This window comes from Nonomuraea sp. SYSU D8015, assembly GCF_008065375.1.
In the GTDB taxonomy this organism is placed as follows: domain Bacteria; phylum Actinomycetota; class Actinomycetes; order Streptosporangiales; family Streptosporangiaceae; genus Nonomuraea.
In genome coordinates this window covers 96733-115743 of record NZ_VJYI01000031.1, presented here as the reverse complement: position 1 = coordinate 115743, position 19011 = coordinate 96733, and the positions used below count along the sequence as shown (strand labels likewise).

Sequence of the window (19011 nt, the reverse complement as noted above, 5' to 3'; positions counted from 1 at the left end):
AGGACAGCCTGGACGATCGCGCAGGTCATCGCGGGCACGTAAGGAGACGGGTTGGCATGACAAGAGGCTCTCGGTAAGACAGCAGTCGACCAAGATCCGATGCCTCTACCGGAGAGCCTGGTTGCTGTCTTACCCTGCCGCGATACCGCTGTCCAATCACACCCTGATCCGCCTGGCCGAGCTGATCCGCGCCCGGCGGGCCGAACGGCGCTGCCGGTGGCGGCGCCTGGATGCGGCCCGGCAAGCCCTGCTGGTGCTGGCCCACCTGCGCAATGGCGACACCTACGCGCGTCTGTCCGCGGGGTTCGCCATCGGCACCAGCACCGCCTGGCGCTACGTCCGCGAGGCGGTCGACCTGCTCGCCACGCTCGCCGACGACGTCACCGCCGCCGCCTTACGCGCCTGCCGGCTGGCCTACGCCATCCTCGACGGCACCCTGAACCGATCGACCGGCTGGCCGACGAGCGGCCGTACTACTCCGGAAAACACAAACGCCACGGCATGAACGCCCAGGTCCTGGCCGACCCAGCGGGCCGGCTGGTGTGGGCCTCACCCGCACTGCCCGGCGCGACCCACGACCTAACCGCGGCACGCACCACTGGCCTGATCGACGTCCTGACCACCGCGAAGGTGAAGACCTTCGCCGACAAGGGTTACCAGGGCGCAGGCGGCACGATCCGCACGCCGTTCAAGCGCCACCGGCTCCGGCCGCCGCTGTCGCGTCACCAGCGATCGGTCAACCGTGCTCACGCCCGCATCCGCGCCCGCGGCGAACGCGCCGTTGCCACCTTGAAGACCTGGAAGGTTCTGGACCAGCTGCGCTGCTGTCCGCACCGCACCACCCCGATCGTGCAGGCCATCCTCGTCCTGCAACTCATCGAGGAGCGCCGTTACTCAGGATGAAAAGGGCTCAGGGATAACGCGGGGCGAACGACACCCGAACCGCCCTACTATCTCTTTCCGAGCATCACTCAAACGCTTGCTCCCTCTGACGGCACCACACCGGCTGACCCGTATCGCCTTAGCGGCGGCGAGCGGCCAGGACTCGTGCCGGAGATCCACCAGACCCCCACGGACGCTATGCCGGCCGTGAGGGCCCAGCGTTCCACGGTCGAGCTCCTGGTGGATCTCCATCGCAGGACTGCAGAGGCCCTCAGCCGCATCGACCGCGAGCTTGGCTCGCTGGGATGAACTCCGGGCAGGTCTCGCGCGCTGCGGAGAGGGACCCGCCTGGCAACCCCTCCCCGAAGTACCGGTGATCGGTCTAGCAAGCCGTGCCAGCGTGGTCAGCCACCCTGAGCTGGATGCCGAAGGAGGCCAGGAGTCTCCTGAGGCGTTGGCCTGGTGCGGCAGCGGCCGCGTCAGAGCGCTCACATTTCGTCGGAGGACCAGTTCTGTGCACCCGCCAGTGGCGTTGCGCCCAGGCCAGCAGAAGGCGCCTCGGATGTTCCAGCGGGAGCCACTTGCGATCGGTTCCAGCAGGACCGCACTGTGCTCTCGGTCCTCTGCTTGTCTGTCGATCAAGTGCAGCTCACCTGACGGGGGCAGAAGCTGGGGCATCATCCTGCGATCCGTGCGCTTGGTTCCGGCAGTTTCTGGCCCCTTTTTGCAGCTGAGGCCCGCATGGTCGCGGCGGTGCGTGGACACGTGGCCAGGAGCAGGGCTCGTGCACGGTTGGCCCACCCGTCCGGGCCGTCAGCGTAGACACGGTCCAACTCCTGCGCAGGGCGCTCCCGGTGCTCCTGCCGTTGTGTGACAGGAGGGATTACGCGCCGGTCAGACTCTGTTTGCATGGGCCCCTCACCAGATGCGGGCTCTCCAGATCCACGTCTTTCGAGCCGCTGCTGGTTCACCTGGGCGCCAATCTCCTCACAGGCGGGGCACGGATGTCCTGACGGCAGCAGTTGATCCTCACACTCCGGATGGGGGCATGCATAGCCACGATGGACGACGGCCAGAGCGACGGCGACTGGTCGTCGCGGCTCTACGCCGTACCACACCGCCAGCCGCCGCCGAACGCGCGCCGTCATCTGCGCCACCGTGCGCCCTTGGCTCATTTCCCTCTCCACGGCCGCAATTACGCGCTGACGGTCTCGCTCGCTCATCCGCAGTTGCCAGGTGAGGGGAAGCGCAGCCATGACACTCAGCGCTCCTCGCGGCCGAAACATCCGAGGCACGCTGCCCGTGTCGTCGTTGATTGGCCTCTCGCGCGAAAGCGCGTGCTCCGCGTCCTTGCTACGGACCTGTACATCGCCTACGGCGAGAGGCGCATCATCGCGCTTCTCAAATCCGGTTTCAAGGTCGCGCTTCTGTATCGCCTCAGCGTCCGAGATCGTTTCGACCGAATTTCCGAGATCGTTTCGCCTCAGGTTCCGAGATCGTTCCGCAGTCGGCTCCTGCTCAGGCTCGTCGTCCGGCTCCGCACGGGACTCCTCGTCGAGGGTGGAGGCGGGGCCCACGACGCGCAACGGGGCATCGTGTGTGCGGTAAGCAATTATGCGGCCAGCACGGCGACGTGAAATCCACCCATCGTCTTCGAGAGCGGCCAGCATGGACCGGAGCGTCCGGTCGGTTACCTCCAGGTCTTTGGCCAGCTCAGCCTGACTGCGGACCGCCCCAACCGCTTCGTCACGGCGGAGCCGGCAGTAGAGCTCCAAAAGTGCCGATCGGTTCCGTCGAGGCGTCCACACGCCTTGGATGCTGCGGCAGCCGACACCGGCCGCCGCACGATAGGACAACCTCGCCCAGGCCGCGTCCTCCGGAAATGGCGCAAGATAGCGACGGGTGGTCCGGGTGCTCGTGTCGGTAATGATCCACGCGCCAGCCGCGTTCAACGCGTCGTAGATGGTCGACGGATGCATGCCGAGTCGTTCAGCCAGGAACCCAATGCTCGCAGTGCAGCCTGCGCGTCGCTGCGAAAGAGCGGCCACCTGGGCTACGACGGGCCAGACAGCGCCATGAGGAAGCCCCAGCGGGATTTTGACCGTGCCATCGGGCAGTTCGTCGAGCGGGCGTGGGACAGCGGGGGAGTAGGCGGTCATGCTGCGTCCCGGCCGTGGTCGTGCTTCAAACGGGGCTGGGGCAAATCCTCAATAACGGCGGCGCCGTCGAGCGGGCCCGCCGTTCGGGCGCTGAATGGTCCGGTTTTTGGGCGCGCTGAATAGAGCGCATGGCTCATGGTGTGCTCCGATGCGGTTTTTGGGTGCACTAAATAGAGGTGCTGGCGTCCCTGCTGTGCAGTTGGGACGGCACCGTCTGGGTGCGTTATGGGGTTAGGCGGGCCCGGGTATATCGCCTCCGGGCAGCGGGTGACCTAGATCAAGGGCGCCTCCGGGGTGACGTGCAGCGGGTGCGCCGGTCGCGGTAGGGCGACGGCGAGCTCGTGCGGCCGACCGGCCAGCCAGCGGCCCTCAGGCGAAGACGTGACAGAGCACGCCTGTATGAGGCAGGGCCGCGGCCGCCGCACCCTGCGGCAGGTGCTGGCAGGGCTAGTCGGTTGCGGCTCTGTTTTTGGGTGCGCCAAATAGAGCGCATGGCTCATGGTGTGCTCCGATGCGGTTTTTGGGTGCACTAAATAGAGGTGCTGGCGTCCCTGCTGTGCAGTTGGGACGGCACCGTCTGGGTGCGTTATGGGGTTAGGCGGGCCCGGGTATATCGCCTCCGGGCAGCGGGTGACCTAGATCAAGGGCGCCTCCGGGGTGACGTGCAGCGGGTGCGCCGGTCGCGGTAGGGCGACGGCGAGCTCGTGCGGCCGATCGGCCAGCGGGCACGCTTCCGCGTGTGGCGTGGTCCAGCCTGCGCGACACAGGGGTGGCTGGCCGCGAGGACGTTGGGTGCGAATTGGCCTGGAGGACGTAGCGAGCTGTGGCATCAGCGGCGCGCTGGTGACCCGTCGTTTGGCCGAGCCGGCGAGACAGGCGCATGTGACCTGTGTGATGTCGGCCGTATGAGGGCGCAGTTGCGTGGCCGGTTGCCCGCTCCAGCTGGTGTCCGGTTTATGGCACACGGGGCACACGCGAGCGGTAAAGATCATCATGGGCAGCGACACGCCGAACACGCCAATTGCGTGCACGACTTGGCCGACCCGGGGATCCTCGTCTATCTTGGACTCCGAGACTTCTGGACACCGGCCAGGCACGCAAAAGCCGAAGCCGATACGCGCCGGGCTGGATGTCTGTTTGTAGAGAGAGCTCTCGCGCACGGTTTACCAGGCCAAGTAGCGCGGGGGCTCTCTGCATTTGTGCAGGTGCGCCGGTGTCGGCGCGGCTTACGTCGGCGTCTGAATGCCTCCTCTTGCCGGGGAGTCGGCGGGCTTAGGCCGCGGTCTGTTGGGGACGTTCGAGGTCGTATCGATCCAGGACCGCCTGCTGTTCGTACCTTGATGTGCTGTCCGCATTCGGGAGCGGCGTGTCGACGCCGCCGTTCAGCAGGATGCGCACCAGCGAGTGAGTGGCCTCGGGCGTCAGCGCAGGAACATTGCGCCCCCGGTCGTTGCGATCGGTTGCCCGCTTCGGGGGCGCGGGATGCAAGGCACTTATCAAGGCCACGAGATAGGCAGTCATGTGGGAGTAGCCGAAGGCCGTGTACGCGGATTTGATGCGATCCTTGACGCCCACGCGGGTGCGGGTGGCGAACACGTGCCTGTCGTTGGACGCCAGCTCTGGTGCCCTGGCTAGCAACATCGGAATCATCGAACGTATCGATGCGGCGAGCTCTGGCTGCTGCCGATGCTCCGGATGCAGGGCGCTGATGAGGTCCGTGAGGTAGACGCCAGCCTTCTTGTAGCCGTGGCGTTTCGCGGCAGCCTCGATGCGCTCCTTCAGCTCCAGCGGCACCGCAAACGTCGATGTGTCTCGCTTCCCCTTGTGGAGCTGTGCCATCGCTATCCCCTCCCATCACTGGTGATCGAGACCGTAGCGCACTCACAAACAGTTTGCGAGGAGCCGCGCGGAGAACTTGCCGCGTTGCTCGCAGTCCGTGGGGGTCACCGCTGGGCGACATGGACGTCTCCTGCTCTTGTGACGGTCACGTAGGAGAACCCGTGGCCCTCTGTAGCTCCTGGTCATTGGCCTTGAGCGCGAGATCACGGCCGCGTGTTCCAGCGCCGCCCATGTCGAATTCCACTGTTGCCGGCCGACGCGTCGTTGCTCGTGGCGCGATCTGAATGAGCCTCTGCTGGTTGAGTCGCCGCGGCTTGTGGTTCGGGAGTTCACGAACGGCCCGGCGGTTGTGGCCTGATGTGTGCAGGGCCTCGAGGCCAAGCTGCCTCGGTGAGGGGGCCGGGGGTAAGTGATCCGCCCCACAAGGTGGCGGCCACTCGCCTTGCTCACCTTCAGGCCACCGTGGGTGGCCAGCTGTGCCTGGCATGTATCCCGCATGCGGGCGCCAGCGCAACCCGTGGGCGGGGGGACCGGATGGCAATCGTTCGGGGGAGGGGACGAATGCTGTCGTCAGGTCACCCTTCTCTTGATGGACCCGCCCCTCAAGGGGGACAGCAGCCGACGCCTGCCCACGGCCTTCAAGTAACAAACTGGTCACAACAAGCCCTTGTCAAGAAATTTGACTCCTTGTAGTAATCGAACCTGTTTACACTCTCACGCGCATCTCTGACAACGACCTTGACTCTTGTAAAGGCGTCTGACTCAGCGAATGCTAGGTGCTTTCGGACTGTTTGTCCCGGTTTCTAAGGAGGTGGCGGTGCCTGTGTCGCATGCATTTCCTCAGGAGATGAAGCCAGCCGGTCCAGGTTGCGACGCGGCGCTGTCTCTGGCCAGCTACTCATCGCGTCGATTCCCGCCAGGCGAGCCCGCCCGGCAGAGCTGTCACATCGCGGCTGCGCGGGTGTTCCCACGCGCGATGCGTCTGGCGTCATCACCGCAGGCGTCGCGATGACCGGGACACATCAGGTGACCACCCACCGGGTGCCCGAAGGCGGACGTGGTCATGCACAAGTCGTCAAGGCTGCCCGGCATCGTGCTGGCAATGGTGCGGGGTTGGTTCAACTGGTGGCATACGGCGGAGCGGTCCTGGTCATGCTGGACAGCAGCGCGACGCCAGCGGTGTTGGTCGCACTCCGCAGCGATGGCATCGCCGAGGCTGTCGCCCAGCCTGAGCTGACGTCGGTGAGCACACTCAACCTGATGGCCGCCGTTGGCTTGCTCGCTGGTGTGGGCGGAGTGTCCAGAGCCTTGGGGCACCGGCGGATGCTCTGGGCGGGGCTGGTGCTTTTCGGGTTGGGCGGGATGATTTCCGCTGTTGCCCCTGCCTGGGCGGTGCTGCTGGCCGGACGGCTCGCTCAGGGGGTGGCCACAGCTTTGCTGCTGCCCGCCTTACTCATGTTGGTGATGCAGGACCTGCCCATAAGGCGGCGCAGTAGGGCGTTGGCGTACTGGGTCTGCTGGTGCGGGCTGGGCTCGGTGCTGGCCTTGTCGGGAGCAAGCCCGATAGTCAGCAGCCATGGCTGGCGGGTGGTGTACCTGGCGGCAGCCGTCGGGGCATTCGCCTTACTGACAGCCTTGACAAGCTTGCTCCCTGCGCGACAACCGTCTACGGCACGGGCGGACGTCGCGGTCAATCTGCTGACGTTGGGGTCGCTGGTCGCGGCGGGCGTAGTGGCCAGCGAGGGAAGCCGGTGGGGATGGACCTCGCTGCGCACCGTGGTGTGCGGCGTGATGGCTCTGGGGCTTGCCGGTGCTGGGCTGGCACTCCGTACCCGCACCGCTCACGGTTCAGCAGCGTCGCAGGAGCGGTGGCACCCAGGGTGGGGAGGACTGTCCTCCTGCCTGCACGGCGCAATATGGCTGATCATGCTCGGCCTGGGAGCGCCGCTGGCGCCCCCTGCAGGCCTGGATGTCATCCAGTGGGGGGGATGGCTTCTGCCGGTGTGGTTGGGCCTGGCGGTGGCCACGCCCATCGCTGCCGCCTGGGGACGGCGATACGGGGCAAGGGCGGTGTTGTACGGCAGCTGTATCGCCGCAATGGTCGGCTGCCTACTGCTGGCGGCGCAACCCAGTCTGCCCGGATGGGGCGCGCTGGCAGCGGCTCTGGTGGGCGCAGGTCTAGGAGCGTTGCTCACCGCGACCTGTTCGGCCGGCCTTCACCCGGATCCTCCGTCACAGCAGGCGAGCGCGGCAGGGGCGTTGGCCGGCGCCCGCACGCTCGCGGGAATGATGGGCACCAGCACCGCCGCAGCGCTTGTGGATCACCCGCTGCCAGGCGAGCGCCTCCCGGGCCACACCGGCGTGATGATCGGCGCTGTGGGCCTGGCCTCGCTATTGGCCACCGCGCTACTGGTCCACGCCCTGCCAGCCCTACATGCCGCTCACGGCCCCGCCGCGGCCCCCCGCGCCGCGTTGATCGTGCACCCGCTTACCGCCGAGGCCGAGGCCGCCGCGCTGCGCCAGCTCCTGACCGAGGTCCGCCACGACATCGCCAGCATGCATGACGACGTCAGCGTGGCCCTAGCCCGGCTGCAGGCCACGGCTCAGGAACCGGTCGAGCTCGACGAGCCGCCACCATCACCGACACATCTCGCACCAGGTTGACCATCCATAGGAGCCGTTGTGCACTCCCCAATCTCCCCGAATCCGCGTCCCACGCAGCACATCACGCTTCGTTGCAAGACCCGGCGAGCGGCACTGTCACATGTCCGGTGCGGCCGCTTAACACGCCCCGCTGGCCCGGACCGGAGTGCTGGCCTGTCGCGCCTTGGCCGCCCTCCCCATAGCCGTCTGAGCCCGTCAGCCGGCGGCGCCGGTTGGCGCGGGGTGCGTCACGGACGCCTCTTGCGGGGCGATACATCGGCTCGGCGGCGCCACAACGAGGCTGCGCCCCGTGCGGCGACCCGCTCTCCCTACGCCGAGAGCTCCGCTCGGGGGCGGGCGTGGTGAGCCCGGATCTGGCCCAGGTCGTCGCCCGGATCTGTGCGCGCGTGGCCCCTGAGGCGATAGCCCGAGTGGTCGTGCTCTCCAGCGGCGTCCGGGTCGACATCGCCACCGGCCCGGACGAGCGGCGGCGCTGGATCAGCGGCCATCAGGTGCTGCGCGAACTTCGGCTGGTCGGCTGGCGAGTTCAGCCGCACCCAGACCAACTGCTGGTAGGCCGGTGGAGCTCAGTGAATCTGGCCCACCGGGTCCAGACCTTGACCGCCGGCGTGCAGGCGATGCAAGAGGTGATCTTCACCGCGGAGGCGGTGCTGGCTGCCGTCCAGCGTCACTACCGAGCCCATCATGACGCCGGCCCTGCCGAGGCGCTCGCGGCGGCCGGTGCCGAGGTGTCGGCCTGGTACCAGCGCTGGCCGGTACGGCTCGCTGAGCTGGAGGGGTTCGACCGTGAAGCGGACAGGCATGTCACCCAACTCCTGCTGGCCCGGTCGCAGGAGCTGGAGCGGCAGGTCCTGCCCTTGTGCGTGCTGCATCGCCAGGTCGTGGACTATTCGGTTGCGGCGCTGGGCGATCTCCTGCCTAACTGGGATGGTCCCGTCGACGTTCGCGCACGCCTCCTCCAGCGAGTGGGGGAGCACTTCGCTGGCTTTCTGCCCACCCCGTCCGGCCCTGCCGCGATGGGGGAGTCGTGATGGCCTGGCTGTTGCTGGCGTTGGCGATCGCCATCGAGATCGGTGCCAGCACGGCTCTTACGGCCGCCGCATCCCACGGTCAAGCGCCTGGTGCGTCAGCTCCACTCACCGCGCTGGCGCTGGCCGGGGTGGTGCTCTCCTACATCCTCATGGCCGCCGCCCTGCGCCAGCAGATGGAGGTCGGTATCGCGTACGCGATCTGGTCCGGGGTGGGCACCGCGGCCATCGCCGTCATCGGCATCGTCGCCTTCGGCGAATCGATCAGCCTGACCAAAACGCTTGCGATCGTCCTGATCATCAGCGGCGTAACCATGCTGCAACTGGCCCCCCAAGCTCGCACCACCACCGCCGCCAGGACAACGATGCCCCCATCGCGGCCAGCGGTGGTGGTGGTGCGACCCGACACGATCCAGGCACTAACCCTCGCCCTGACCGACTTGACCACCGCCCTGGCGCCACTGCGCCCTCCGAACACAGCACTGGCCCCCGCGACGCGCTCGGTCGCCGAACCGGCGGCCCTTGGCCCGCGCACTGCCTTCCTACCCGACGTCCTCCTCACCGCCGCAGCCGCGGTCGTCTCGCCGCAGCGGCGAGTACCCGTCGACGCCACCCACACCAGGCATGCTGACCGGTCCACAGCCGGTACGAGCCCACGGGCGGGCACGACGACCGCTGCCCGCAGCGGCCAGCCGCGGCCGCCGTCGATGACTTCCCCCCTCGATGGCGAGCCTCATGTCTTCATGGCGGCCAGCCGATGAACTGCTCCGCACGCCTAGCACCCCCCCATTTCCCCAGAGCACGGACAGGATCACGATGACTCTTCGCTCGCGTGCCAGGGCGCGCCGCATGCGTTTACCTACCGCCTACGACGACGCATGGCTGCCCCGCCTGGCCACCCCCCATCGCGGCACGTCCTACCGCGGTGACACCGCCACCCTCCTGGGCGCCGCCTGGCGCAACCCGCGCCAGCTCGGCACGATCGCGCCGAGCTCACGCGCCCTGGCTCGCTTGGCGGCCAGCGTCGTGCCCACCCAGGGCACGCCCACCGTGGTGGAGCTCGGCGCCGGCGGTGGCGCCATCAGCGATGTGATCGCCACCCGCATGCCGTCGGGCGGCCGCCAACTGGCCGTGGAGATCAACAACGACCTGGTCCGGCACCTGAGCCGCAGCCGCCCGTGGCTGCAGGTCCTCGGCGGCGATGCCGCCCAGCTGACTCAGCTGCTCGGCCAAGCTGCCGTCGACCGGGTCGACGCGGTGGTCAGCGCCCTGCCCTGGACCTTCCTGCCTGCGGCGCACCGCCAGAGCATCCTGGCCGAACTCCAGGCCGTGCTGGCCCCGGACGGGATCCTGAGCACGATCATCACACTCACCGCCTGGCCCACCCGCTCCTGCCGGGTCTTTCGCCATCAGCTGGCGAGCACCTTCGGCCACATCGAGGTGCTCGGCCCGGTCTGGGCGGCGCTGCCACCAGCCGTCGTGCTGACCTGCCGCAAGCCGAGCCATGGCTGAGCACGGCAGCGGCACAGCCACCTGGCCGCGCAGCTTCCGCCACCGGCGCGTGCACCCGCTGCCCGGTCTGGCCGACCTGATCCGCATCGCTGTGCACGGTGGCTGGACGCGTCGCGATCTGTCCGAGGCCCACCTCTTGCCCGTCCAACGCGCCGAGCTGCGCCCGGTCGGACAGGGGGAGGTGGCGCTGACCTGGCTCGGGCATTCCTCGTGGCTGGTGCGCACCGCCACCCGCGCGATCCTCATCGACCCGGTTTTGTCGGCGAAAATCCCCGGTGTGCGGCCGCGGCTCACTCCGCCCGGGCTGGACGTCGCCGAACTGCCGCCGGTCGATGTTTTGCTGATCAGCCACGATCACGTTGATCACCTGGATTGGTCCACCGTGGACAGGCTGGATCGCCGCATCAGCGTGCTCGTCCCGGCCAAACTAGGTCGCGGGTTTCGCCGCCGAGGCTTTTGCCGGGTGCAAGAGCTGGACTGGTGGCAGCACGCGATGGTCGATGACCTGAAATTCGTCTGCCTGCCCGCCGCCCACTGGTCAGGTCGCACCCCGTGGGGGCTCTGGCGCACGCTCTGGGCCAGCTGGCTGCTGACCGTCCCGACAGGCCAGCAGATCTATCACGCCGGTGACAGCGCCTACGCCCCGCACTTCGCCGCGATCGGCGCGCGCTATCCCGGGATTGATCTGGCCTTGATGCCGACCGGATCCTTTGGCCCGCGCTTCTTCCAGAGCTGGGCTCACCTCGATCCTGCTCAAGCGGTGCGCGCGTGCGCCGATCTGGGCGCGGCCCGGATGGCATTGATGCACTGGGCGACCTTTGTGCTGTCTGACGAACCCCTCCTCGAGCCGCGCACGCTGAGCATCCATGCCTGGCGGCACGCCGGCCGCCCGGAGCAAGACCTGTGGGCGATGGCCATCGGTGAGACCCGCACGCTCGCCACCGCCCACACGCGCGGGCCCGCGCTCGAACCTACACCCCGACCCGCCGGACGCAGCACGCCTGCCCACCCGCACGAGACATGGCCGGACAGCGGCACCCCGCATCGCCCGTCAGGTCAGCGTCAGGAGGTATCGTCGTGATCGACGGATTCCCACGCCAGCGTGGATTGCTGCGGCTGAGCGGTGCCCCACACCTCCCTCTCCAAGCACTGGCGGACGAGCTGCGCTCGCTGACCGGACGCGACGTCCAACCAGTCCCGGCCGAACTGGTCTCCCTTCCGGTCGGCGCTGCGGCTCAGGTGGGTCAGCAGCCGGCGGCGAGCGTGCGTGCGCTGCGCGCCCAGTTGGCGGCTGGTGAGATCGATTGTGCGGTCCATGCCGTGTCGGATCTGCCCACCACCCCGGAGGGGCAGCTGGCGATGGCGGCCACCCCCGCCCGGGATGATCCCCGTGATGTCCTGCTCGCCGCCCGCCCCTTCGGCGAACTTGCCCGGGGTGCGGTGGTGGGCACCACGTCGGCCCGCCGTCTGGCCATGCTGCGCCGGCTGCGGCCTGACCTGAGCTATCACCTCATCGACGGCGACGCCCAGATCTGCATGGACATGGTCGCCGACGGGCAGCTGGCCGCCGTTGTGTGCGGCCGACTCGACCTCGGCCGCCGCAAGGCCAAGGTCGGCCAGGTTTTCGCGATCGAGCAACTGCTGCCCGACCCCGGTCAGGGCGCGCTCGTCTTGGAATGCCTCAACGACCGGTATGACGTCATCGACACCGTGCGCGTGCTGCACGATCTGCGCACCTGGCGCGCGATCACCGCGGAACGGGCGCTCCTGGCGGCCCTGAACCCCGAGGGCCGGTTCGTCGTCGGCGGCTACGCCGCCGACGACGGCCACCTGGTCAGCGTGACCGCGGCGGTGCTGTCGCGCGACGGGCGGCGCCTGGCCCGCACCTTCGGCACGGCCGATTCCACCGAAGCGGCCGACCTGGGTCATCGGCTGGGGGCTGACCTGCACGCCGCAGTTGCCTCCTGGGACCTGCTCGCCGAAACCGGAACGGGTGAGACGACATGAGCGTCCCCGCAACTCCACTGCGATCGCCCGCACGGCGCGCCCCCAGCGCGCCGACAGCCCGCACCGCCACCACCCTTGCCACCTGCTTCGCTGGTGGTGGGAGCGCGCGCCGCCCCACGATCGGCGGTGCCCTTCCCCTGACGCGCGCCACCACTGCTCCCGTCTGGCCGCACCCGCCTGCCGGGCGCGGTGGTGGCGCGACCTCTTCTGCTACACCCAACCGACACCGCAGCCCTTTGCGACAGTGCCGCCCTGTCGCCTCCTCCCGGCCGCCGCTTGCTCAGGCCATCCCATCGGCTGCGACGGGCCGATCGCTCAGGGAGGTCTGGTGTCGGTAACCCCGCAAGCCGCGCCCGCTGGGTCAGCCGCTGCCGCCACGCACGCTGAGCACATCCACGCTGACCACATCCCTGCTGACCACGCGCAAGCCCGCATCTCCCGGTCGCACCGCGATGTCGGGTCGAGCGTGGTGCTCGTGGTGATGTGCGGCATCGCCAACGGCCTGGTGATGGCCGACATCGTCGCCGCGACGATGTGCATCAGCGTGATGCCCATGGCCGGGCCGCGCGAGGCCGTCGTGCCGGACGCGCTGGCGCGCCAGCTGGGGCTGGCCGGCTGGAGCTGGATGGCTACCGGTTTTCTGATTTGCTTCGCGGCCCTGCTGAGCGTCGGTGGGCACTTGGCCGCCCGGCTCGGCCCTCGCTTGGTCCTCGGGAGCGGGCTGGTGATCTTCGCGGCGTCCACCGCGGCGATGATGGCCGCCCCCACCTGGCTGATCCTGCTGGCCGCCCGTGCCGGACAGGCCAGCGGCGCCGCGCTGATGATCCCCGCCTCGCTCGGGCTGTTGATCGCGCACCTGCCCCGGCACCGTCAGCGGGCGGCGATTGGCTGGTGGAGCGGCGCGGGCGCAGCGGGCACGGTCTTGCTGCACGCCGGTGGCGGCGCGCTGGTCGCCTCGCTCGGCTGGCGGGCTCTGTTCCTGCCGGGATTGGTGCTGGCCGCAGCGTCGGTGTGCTTGCTGCCTGCGCTCCCGCGTGATCATCCCGGCGCTGGCCGGATGCCCGATCTGCTGGGTGCGCTGCTGCTGGTCATTGGCATCGGCGCTCTCGTGCTGGTCATCTGTCACGGCGCCGATTGGGGATGGACCTCGCGGCGCGTCCTGGCCGTGACGGTGCTGGGCCTGACCGCCGTAGCGGCAGTGCTGTGGCGCTCACGCTTCCACCCGCGTCCGGCCGTGCCGCTCGCCCTGTGGCGGCACGGCCGCTGGCGGTGGGGCTGGCTGATGTCGGCGATTTACGGCGTGACCGCGTACCCGATCTTGGCGTTCGCTCCGTCCTACCTGGCCGACATCGGGTTTGACGCCTGGTGGGCCAGCCTGCTGCTGTGCCCGCTGTCAGCGGCGGTCATGCTGGCCGGCCCGCTCGCGGGCGCCGGGAGCGGGCGGTGGGGATCGGCCGCCGCCGCCTACACCGGCGCGATGCTGGTCATCGCCGCCGGCATCGCCTTGGCCTGGCTGCTGCGGACCGATCCCGACAGCGCTCTGGCGCTGGCCGCGCTCGCCGTGCTCGGGCTGGGGCTCGGCATCCTGTCGGCAGTGACCGCGACCGTCGGAAGCCAGACGCATGTGCCTGGACAGGCGGCCGTGGCCAGCGCGGCCACCATGACTGCCCGCCAAGGTGGGGGAGCCCTGGGGGTAGCGGGCGCCAGCGTGCTGCTTCAGCACCCCCTCCTGTCCGGCCCGTCGGCCGGATACCAGTCGATCCTGATCACCTGCCTGGCCGCCGCCGGGCTATGCGGGCTGCTAGCCGTGGCCCGGCCGCTCATGCTCGCCTGGAAGAGCAGGCGCGTCCCCCAGGAAATCCGGCAGCGGCCCGCCCGGGTCCGCCTGGCCGCCGTCCCGCCCCCCGCGGCGCCGCCCCTGCCGCCCACGGTGCCGCCCGCACCAGCCGCACTCTCCGCGTCACCCGTGCCCCGCGAGGTGCTCGAGCAGTTGCATACGGCGCTCATCCAGGCCGCCCAGGCCGCCGAGACCTGGCTGCAGGCCTACCCCTCCGATCCCGTGCCGATACAGCCATCATCACGGGCAGCCGCCTTGCCAGCGGTCGCCACCGGCGACATCGCCCGCTGCTGCCCATGTCACCCCGAACTCGATCCCCTGGCGGCGACCATCCTGCATGCCACGCCCGCCGTCACCGCCCGGCGACGCCGGGTCCACCAGCGGCTCCAAACCGCAGCGCCCATCGCCGGGGGACACGCTTATGGCCGCTAACGACACCTCTGCGCGCCGGCTCGCAGACGCCGCGCCGCGTGGCTGCCCCCCGCCGCCTTTTTCGCAGCTCACCCCTGCTCTCACCCCGATGGCTCCCCACTCCAGGGAAGGATTCCTGTGCTGATCACCATCGAAATCGCCGCCGATCCGGTCGACGGTCGAGCGACCCGCGACCTACGTACCGTCACGCAAAGCGCCGTGAAGTTGTTGCACGTGCGCCCGGACCAGGTTCACCTGACCGTCAGCGACACCGGCCACACGACGCGAGCCCGCCACGAGCGATGGGCCGCGATCACCTCACCGAAGACGTTGTGGAGCGGGTGCTGATGTCCGCCTCGACCGTGACGGCTCCGGCGCCGCAGGCGGGCGAGGCCGCCGAGCTCGTCGCGTCGTTACACGACCGCATGACACACGTGATCGACAGTGAAGTGGCGCGGTTGATCAGACGCGTGAGCTTCACCCCGGCAACGCACACGGAGCTCGCCACCGCACTGAACCGGATCGCAGATGCGCTTTTGGGGCCTGTGTGCGCGCGAGTCAGCGCGCACGCCGGCACCCCCGACGCCGACCGCTACGTCACCGCGGCACGGGAACTGTTCGCCCTGACGCCCGGCCGCCCCGACACCGGATGGACAGCGTGAGGACCCAGGTCCTTGCCGCGCAGGCAGCGACCGACGCAGCCGTGCTGCGCGGCCGCGTCGGCTTGGTGGTGCCGCCGAGCAATCCCACGGTGGAGTCGGAAATCACGCGCCTGCTCGGGACCGGCTACGCGGTGCACACCACCCGCTTTTCCGTCTCACACCAGCCGCTGCGGGCCCGCCTGGAGTCCTACAACGCCGAGCTGCCCGACAAGATCATCTCGTTTGGCGGGCTGAAGCTGGATGCGCTGCTGGTGGCCTGCAGCGGCTCCCGCTACCTGCTGGGAGCCCACAACGACCATGATGACTGCGCCGCCCTGAGCGCCCAATTCGACGTGCCCATCTCGACCGCCACACTGGCCACGCATCAGGTCCTGCGCCGCCTGGACACCCGTGCCCTGGTGTTGGTCTCCCAGTATGAGGCCTGGCTGACCGAACACGCCAGGCAGTACTGGCGGCGAGCCGGCTGGCGCGTGCGCGTCCTGGCTATCCGCCCGGGGACTCGGTATGCGCCCTACGCGGTCGGCGCCGCCGAGCTAGTCGAGCAGGTCGCGCGCGCTCATCTCCCACACGATGCGGTGCTGCTGTGCACCGGCGCCGGGACGGCGACCCTGCAGGCGTTGCCGGAGCTCGGCCACGGAAACAATCGCGTGCTGCTCACCTCGAACCTGTGCAGCGCCTGGTGGCTCATCCACCAGGCGGGGGCAGCGCCCGACGAAGGCTTGCCCTGGGCGCTGCGACGCCTGGCCGCACAAGGACTGGCTCCATGAACAGTCCCCTGTCTGGCCGCAGCCCGCGCGTCATCGTGGTGGGGGCCGGTCCAGTCGGCCTGACCGCCGCACTCACCCTGGCCCGCGCGGGCGTCGCCGTCACCGTGTTGGAACGCAGCCCGGAGCTCGGCTCGCACTCGCTCGCCACGACCTTCCACCCTGCGACCCTGGACCTGCTCGCAGGTCTCGGCGTCGCCGAGCCGCTCATCACCGGCGGCACTCTGGTCGACCGGCTGCAGTGGCGCACCTGCCGCGGCCGTGTGCTGGCCGAGATGAACATGGGCCTGTTGACCGGGATGACCGACCATCCGTTCCGACTGCACGCCGACCAGGGGAGACTCCTCACGCTGCTGGAACGTGAGCTAGCACGACACCGCCACGCGCAGCTGCGCCTAGTCTGCGCGGCGGACGCGATTACCGACACCGGAGCGCAGGTACACATCCACGCGGGCGGCCAGTGGGAGGCGGCCGACTACGCCATCGCCGCCGACGGCGCACACAGCACCATCCGGTCCCTGCTCGGCGTGCCCCTGGCCGCGACCCCGTATCCCACCCAAGCGCTGCGCGTCCTTACCGACACGCCCCTGCAGCAACGGCTGCCCGGGCTTGCCCCGTTGACCTACCTGCAAGACCGCACCCTGTCCTGCAGCCTGCGCCAGCTGCCCGACCACTGGCAGCTCGTGTTCCGCCTGCCCCTCACGAAAGACCCCAGCCCAGCCACCCCCCACCCCACCCAGCGCCGCCCGTCCCGCGCCGCGGTGACCGCGTTGACCCGCCAGGCCCTGCCAGGATTCGGCAAGAACCTGCGGATCTTAGACGCGCACAGCTATCGCCTCGCGAGAGGTGTCGTGCCGAGCTTGCGGCACGGGCGCGTGTTCTTCGCTGGCGACGCAGCCCACCTGACCTCCACCGCCGGAGGACTCAACATGAACGCCGGCCTCCAGGAGGCCGCTGAACTCGGGGAAATCCTGGCAGCCGTGCTCAGCGGTGGCTTGCCCGACGCCGCCCTGGACGGATGGGCGACGCGGCGCCGACGCATCCTACTGCAGGCGGTTATCCCCCGCGCCGAGGCGCAGGTGGCCGGGGTGCAGGACCGTGACCGGCATCGCCGGCGGCCCGCCGTCACCCGGCTGCGCGCCATCGCCGCCGACCCGGCGGCCACCCGAGACTACCTGGCCAAAGCCTCCCTGCTCGACACCATCTCCCCACCGATAGGGCACACCTGATGCGCATCTGGCTTCAGAAACACACCGTTGAGGGCCGCTCGGCCCTGCTCGACAAGCTGTATGCCGAACACGTCGTCGCCGTGGCCGGACCCGGCACCACGATCGACATTCACACCCTGCCGCCGGACACGTACGCGGCCGCCTTACCCGAGCCACTCGTCGGCTATGGCGAGATCGGGCAACTATTCGCCGACTTCTTCGCCGCGTCTGCGGTGGCCGCCGAGCGGCAAGGCTATGACGCATGGATCAGCGCAGCCGAACAAGATCCCGGCCTCGCTGTGGCCGCCTGGCGCACCGGCATCCCGGTCGTAGGCTATGGACAGGCCGCCTGGCAGCTGGCCCGCAACGGCGGCTATCGCCTAGGTGTGCTCGGCTTTGTCGACGCGCTGGCCGAGCCGATCATCGGCAACATCTGCGCGGCGGGGGCGGATCTGGTTTCCTACCAGGTCATCGCTGAGGGCACCGCGCTGGTGGAGCACGCTTTGGCCCAAGATTTCGACCCGTTGGTCCGGGCCTACACCGCGGCGGCGGCGCGGGCGGCGGCCGCAGGCGCGCAGTGGCTGGTCTCTGCTGCGGGCATCCCTCACGAGATCCTGGTGCACCTAGGGGTGCGTGAACTGGCTGGGCTGCCCCTGATCGATCCGCTCGGCCTGGCTGTCGCCACCGCCGAGCATCTGCACCGGCTGCGCACTCTGGGCATCATCGCCCGCCCGGAGGTGGGATATGCGCGCCGGCCGCCACGCTCCCTCGTCGAGCAGGCGGACCAGGAGCTGATCGTGAAGGCAGTGGCCCGATGATCGATCCGCTGCTGCGCCGCTTGGCGGCCCCTTACATTCACGCCGGCGATCTGGTACAGCCCCGTTCTGTTGGCGAGCGCCTGGATGAGCCCCTGCCCAGCGACGGGATGCCCGGCATGGTCGTGCAAACCTGCGAGACGCTGCGCAAGGCCTCCGCAAGTGCGGCCGATGCCGGGGTCGTCGGCCTCATGATCACCGGCGCGGTCCGCGCCGCAGCCGACGCGCCGCTGGCCGCCTACCAGACCAGCGGTGAGGACGCGGTGGTGGAGGCCGCCGCAGCGTACGGCGGGATCGACCGCAGGCGGGTCGTGCGCGAATGCCCGCTGGCGATCCGCCGAGCTATCGCCGGCTTTGTGCCCACCGATGGGGCCAGCGAGGTCGCCCGGCGGGCAGACGCGTGACGCGCCGATCGCCCACCGACGCTTTCGCCGGCCAAGTCGTCCTGGTGACGGGCGCCGCCGGAGGCATTGGATCGGCCGTCACCAGCGCCTTTTCCGCCGAAGGCGCCACCGTCGCCGCCGTCGACCTGGCGGATGCACCGCTGCGCAAGCTGGCCACGATGATGCCGAGGGTCGTGCCGTATGCGGCCGATCTCACCGATGAAGCCTCAGCCACCGCGATGGTCGACGCCGTCGAGCGGGAACTCGGCCCGATCACGGCGTGCATTCACGTGGCAGGACAGCTGGTGGCCGCACCGGTTATCAAGACCACCGCCCGGCAATGGCGGCACATGTTCGCGGCTAACACCGACACGACCTTTCACGTGTGCCGTGCGGTGGCCGACGCCATGATCCCGCGTCGCCGCGGCGCGATCGTCACCGTGGCCTCCAACGCCGCCAGTGTGCCCCGCGTCGAACTGGCCGCCTACGCCGCCTCCAAGGCCGCCGCGGTCATGTTCGCCCGTTGCTTGGGATTGGAACTCGCCCCCTACGGCATCCGCTGCAACATCGTCTGCCCCGGCTCAACGGACACCGGCATGCTGGCCGCCACCGGCCAAGATCCGGCCAGCGCAATCGCCGGGGCCCCCGATCGGTGGCGGCTGGGAATCCCCCTGGGCCGTATCGCCCAGCCAGCCGACGTGGCCGCCGCCACCCTATTCCTGGCCAGCGAACAAGCCCGGCACATCACCATGCACAGCCTGTTCGTCGACGGCGGCGCCAGCCTGAGCGCCTGACGCCTCCACCCACCCCCTCCGCCCCGTTCAGCCCCCATCCCTGTTG

At 69.4% G+C, this 19011-nt stretch carries 17 protein-coding genes and 1 pseudogene; 16 read left to right on the top strand and 2 right to left on the bottom strand.

Annotated elements, in window-relative coordinates; all coding sequences use genetic code 11:
* Window positions 1-121: 121 nt before the first annotated feature.
* Window positions 122-903 (top strand): annotated as a pseudogene (locus ID574_RS53045) (transposase family protein).
* Window positions 904-1943: 1040 nt separating this feature from the next.
* Window positions 1944-2519 carry a hypothetical protein gene (locus ID574_RS53040; protein WP_188196713.1) on the top strand — a complete coding sequence of 192 codons (576 nt, stop codon included), beginning with the start codon at window positions 1944-1946 and terminating at the stop codon, window positions 2517-2519.
* Between the two features lie 1794 nt (window positions 2520-4313).
* Here the strand turns inward: ID574_RS53040 and ID574_RS53035 are convergent.
* A complete protein-coding gene (locus ID574_RS53035) occupies window positions 4314-4880 on the bottom strand; it encodes a hypothetical protein (RefSeq protein WP_188196712.1) in 567 nt (188 codons plus the stop codon).
* Between the two features lie 1008 nt (window positions 4881-5888).
* On the opposite strand from ID574_RS53035, the gene ID574_RS53030 reads away from it, so the two are divergent.
* The 5 genes from ID574_RS53030 (at window position 5889) to ID574_RS53010 (ending at window position 11165) form a co-directional block, all read left to right on the top strand.
* The gene (locus tag ID574_RS53030; protein WP_223168012.1) at window positions 5889-7544 is read left to right on the top strand and encodes an MFS transporter; all 1656 of its coding nucleotides are present in this window, start codon (window positions 5889-5891) and stop codon (window positions 7542-7544) included.
* A gap of 341 nt (window positions 7545-7885) precedes the next feature.
* Entirely contained in the window at window positions 7886-8575 is a 690-nt protein-coding gene (locus ID574_RS53025; RefSeq protein WP_188196710.1) for a hypothetical protein, read from the top strand.
* Entirely contained in the window at window positions 8575-9333 is a 759-nt protein-coding gene (locus ID574_RS53020; RefSeq protein ID WP_188196709.1) for a DMT family transporter, read from the top strand. The genes ID574_RS53025 and ID574_RS53020 overlap by 1 nt, the downstream gene beginning before the upstream one ends.
* An 88-nt stretch (window positions 9334-9421) precedes the next feature.
* Complete coding sequence (locus tag ID574_RS53015; protein ID WP_188196708.1) at window positions 9422-10084, top strand: class I SAM-dependent methyltransferase; 663 nt, start codon at window positions 9422-9424, stop codon at window positions 10082-10084.
* Window positions 10077-11165 (top strand): MBL fold metallo-hydrolase, encoded by a 1089-nt coding sequence (locus tag ID574_RS53010; RefSeq protein ID WP_188196707.1) that lies wholly within the window; start codon window positions 10077-10079, stop codon window positions 11163-11165. The genes ID574_RS53015 and ID574_RS53010 overlap by 8 nt, the downstream gene beginning before the upstream one ends.
* Here the strand turns inward: ID574_RS53010 and ID574_RS61145 are convergent.
* Window positions 11147-11401 carry a hypothetical protein gene (locus tag ID574_RS61145; protein ID WP_223168017.1) on the bottom strand — a complete coding sequence of 85 codons (255 nt, stop codon included), beginning with the start codon at window positions 11399-11401 and terminating at the stop codon, window positions 11147-11149. The genes ID574_RS53010 and ID574_RS61145 overlap by 19 nt on opposite strands.
* A gap of 3 nt (window positions 11402-11404) precedes the next feature.
* On the opposite strand from ID574_RS61145, the gene ID574_RS53005 reads away from it, so the two are divergent.
* The 9 genes from ID574_RS53005 to ID574_RS52965 all read left to right on the top strand — a co-directional run bounded on the left by ID574_RS53005 (window position 11405) and on the right by ID574_RS52965 (window position 18965).
* On the top strand, window positions 11405-12091 hold the full coding sequence (locus tag ID574_RS53005) for a hydroxymethylbilane synthase (protein ID WP_262496167.1): 687 nt from the start codon (window positions 11405-11407) through the stop codon (window positions 12089-12091).
* Window positions 12092-12419: 328 nt separating this feature from the next.
* Entirely contained in the window at window positions 12420-14360 is a 1941-nt protein-coding gene (locus tag ID574_RS53000; protein WP_188196705.1) for an MFS transporter, read from the top strand.
* Between the two features lie 117 nt (window positions 14361-14477).
* Entirely contained in the window at window positions 14478-14687 is a 210-nt protein-coding gene (locus ID574_RS52995) for a hypothetical protein (protein ID WP_188196704.1), read from the top strand.
* Entirely contained in the window at window positions 14672-15001 is a 330-nt protein-coding gene (locus ID574_RS52990; protein WP_188196703.1) for a hypothetical protein, read from the top strand. The genes ID574_RS52995 and ID574_RS52990 overlap by 16 nt, the downstream gene beginning before the upstream one ends.
* Window positions 14998-15768, top strand: coding sequence for an arylmalonate decarboxylase (locus ID574_RS52985; protein ID WP_188196702.1), 771 nt, complete (start codon window positions 14998-15000; stop codon window positions 15766-15768). The genes ID574_RS52990 and ID574_RS52985 overlap by 4 nt, the downstream gene beginning before the upstream one ends.
* Window positions 15765-16994, top strand: coding sequence for an FAD-dependent oxidoreductase (locus ID574_RS52980; protein ID WP_188196701.1), 1230 nt, complete (start codon window positions 15765-15767; stop codon window positions 16992-16994). The genes ID574_RS52985 and ID574_RS52980 overlap by 4 nt, the downstream gene beginning before the upstream one ends.
* Window positions 16994-17791, top strand: a complete 798-nt coding sequence (locus ID574_RS52975) for an aspartate/glutamate racemase family protein (RefSeq protein WP_188196700.1) — start codon at window positions 16994-16996, stop codon at window positions 17789-17791. Before ID574_RS52980 ends, ID574_RS52975 begins: the two co-directional genes overlap by 1 nt.
* Entirely contained in the window at window positions 17788-18192 is a 405-nt protein-coding gene (locus ID574_RS52970) for a hypothetical protein (protein ID WP_188196699.1), read from the top strand. The genes ID574_RS52975 and ID574_RS52970 overlap by 4 nt, the downstream gene beginning before the upstream one ends.
* On the top strand, window positions 18189-18965 hold the full coding sequence (locus ID574_RS52965) for an SDR family oxidoreductase (protein ID WP_223168011.1): 777 nt from the start codon (window positions 18189-18191) through the stop codon (window positions 18963-18965). The genes ID574_RS52970 and ID574_RS52965 overlap by 4 nt, the downstream gene beginning before the upstream one ends.
* Window positions 18966-19011 lie beyond the last annotated feature (46 nt).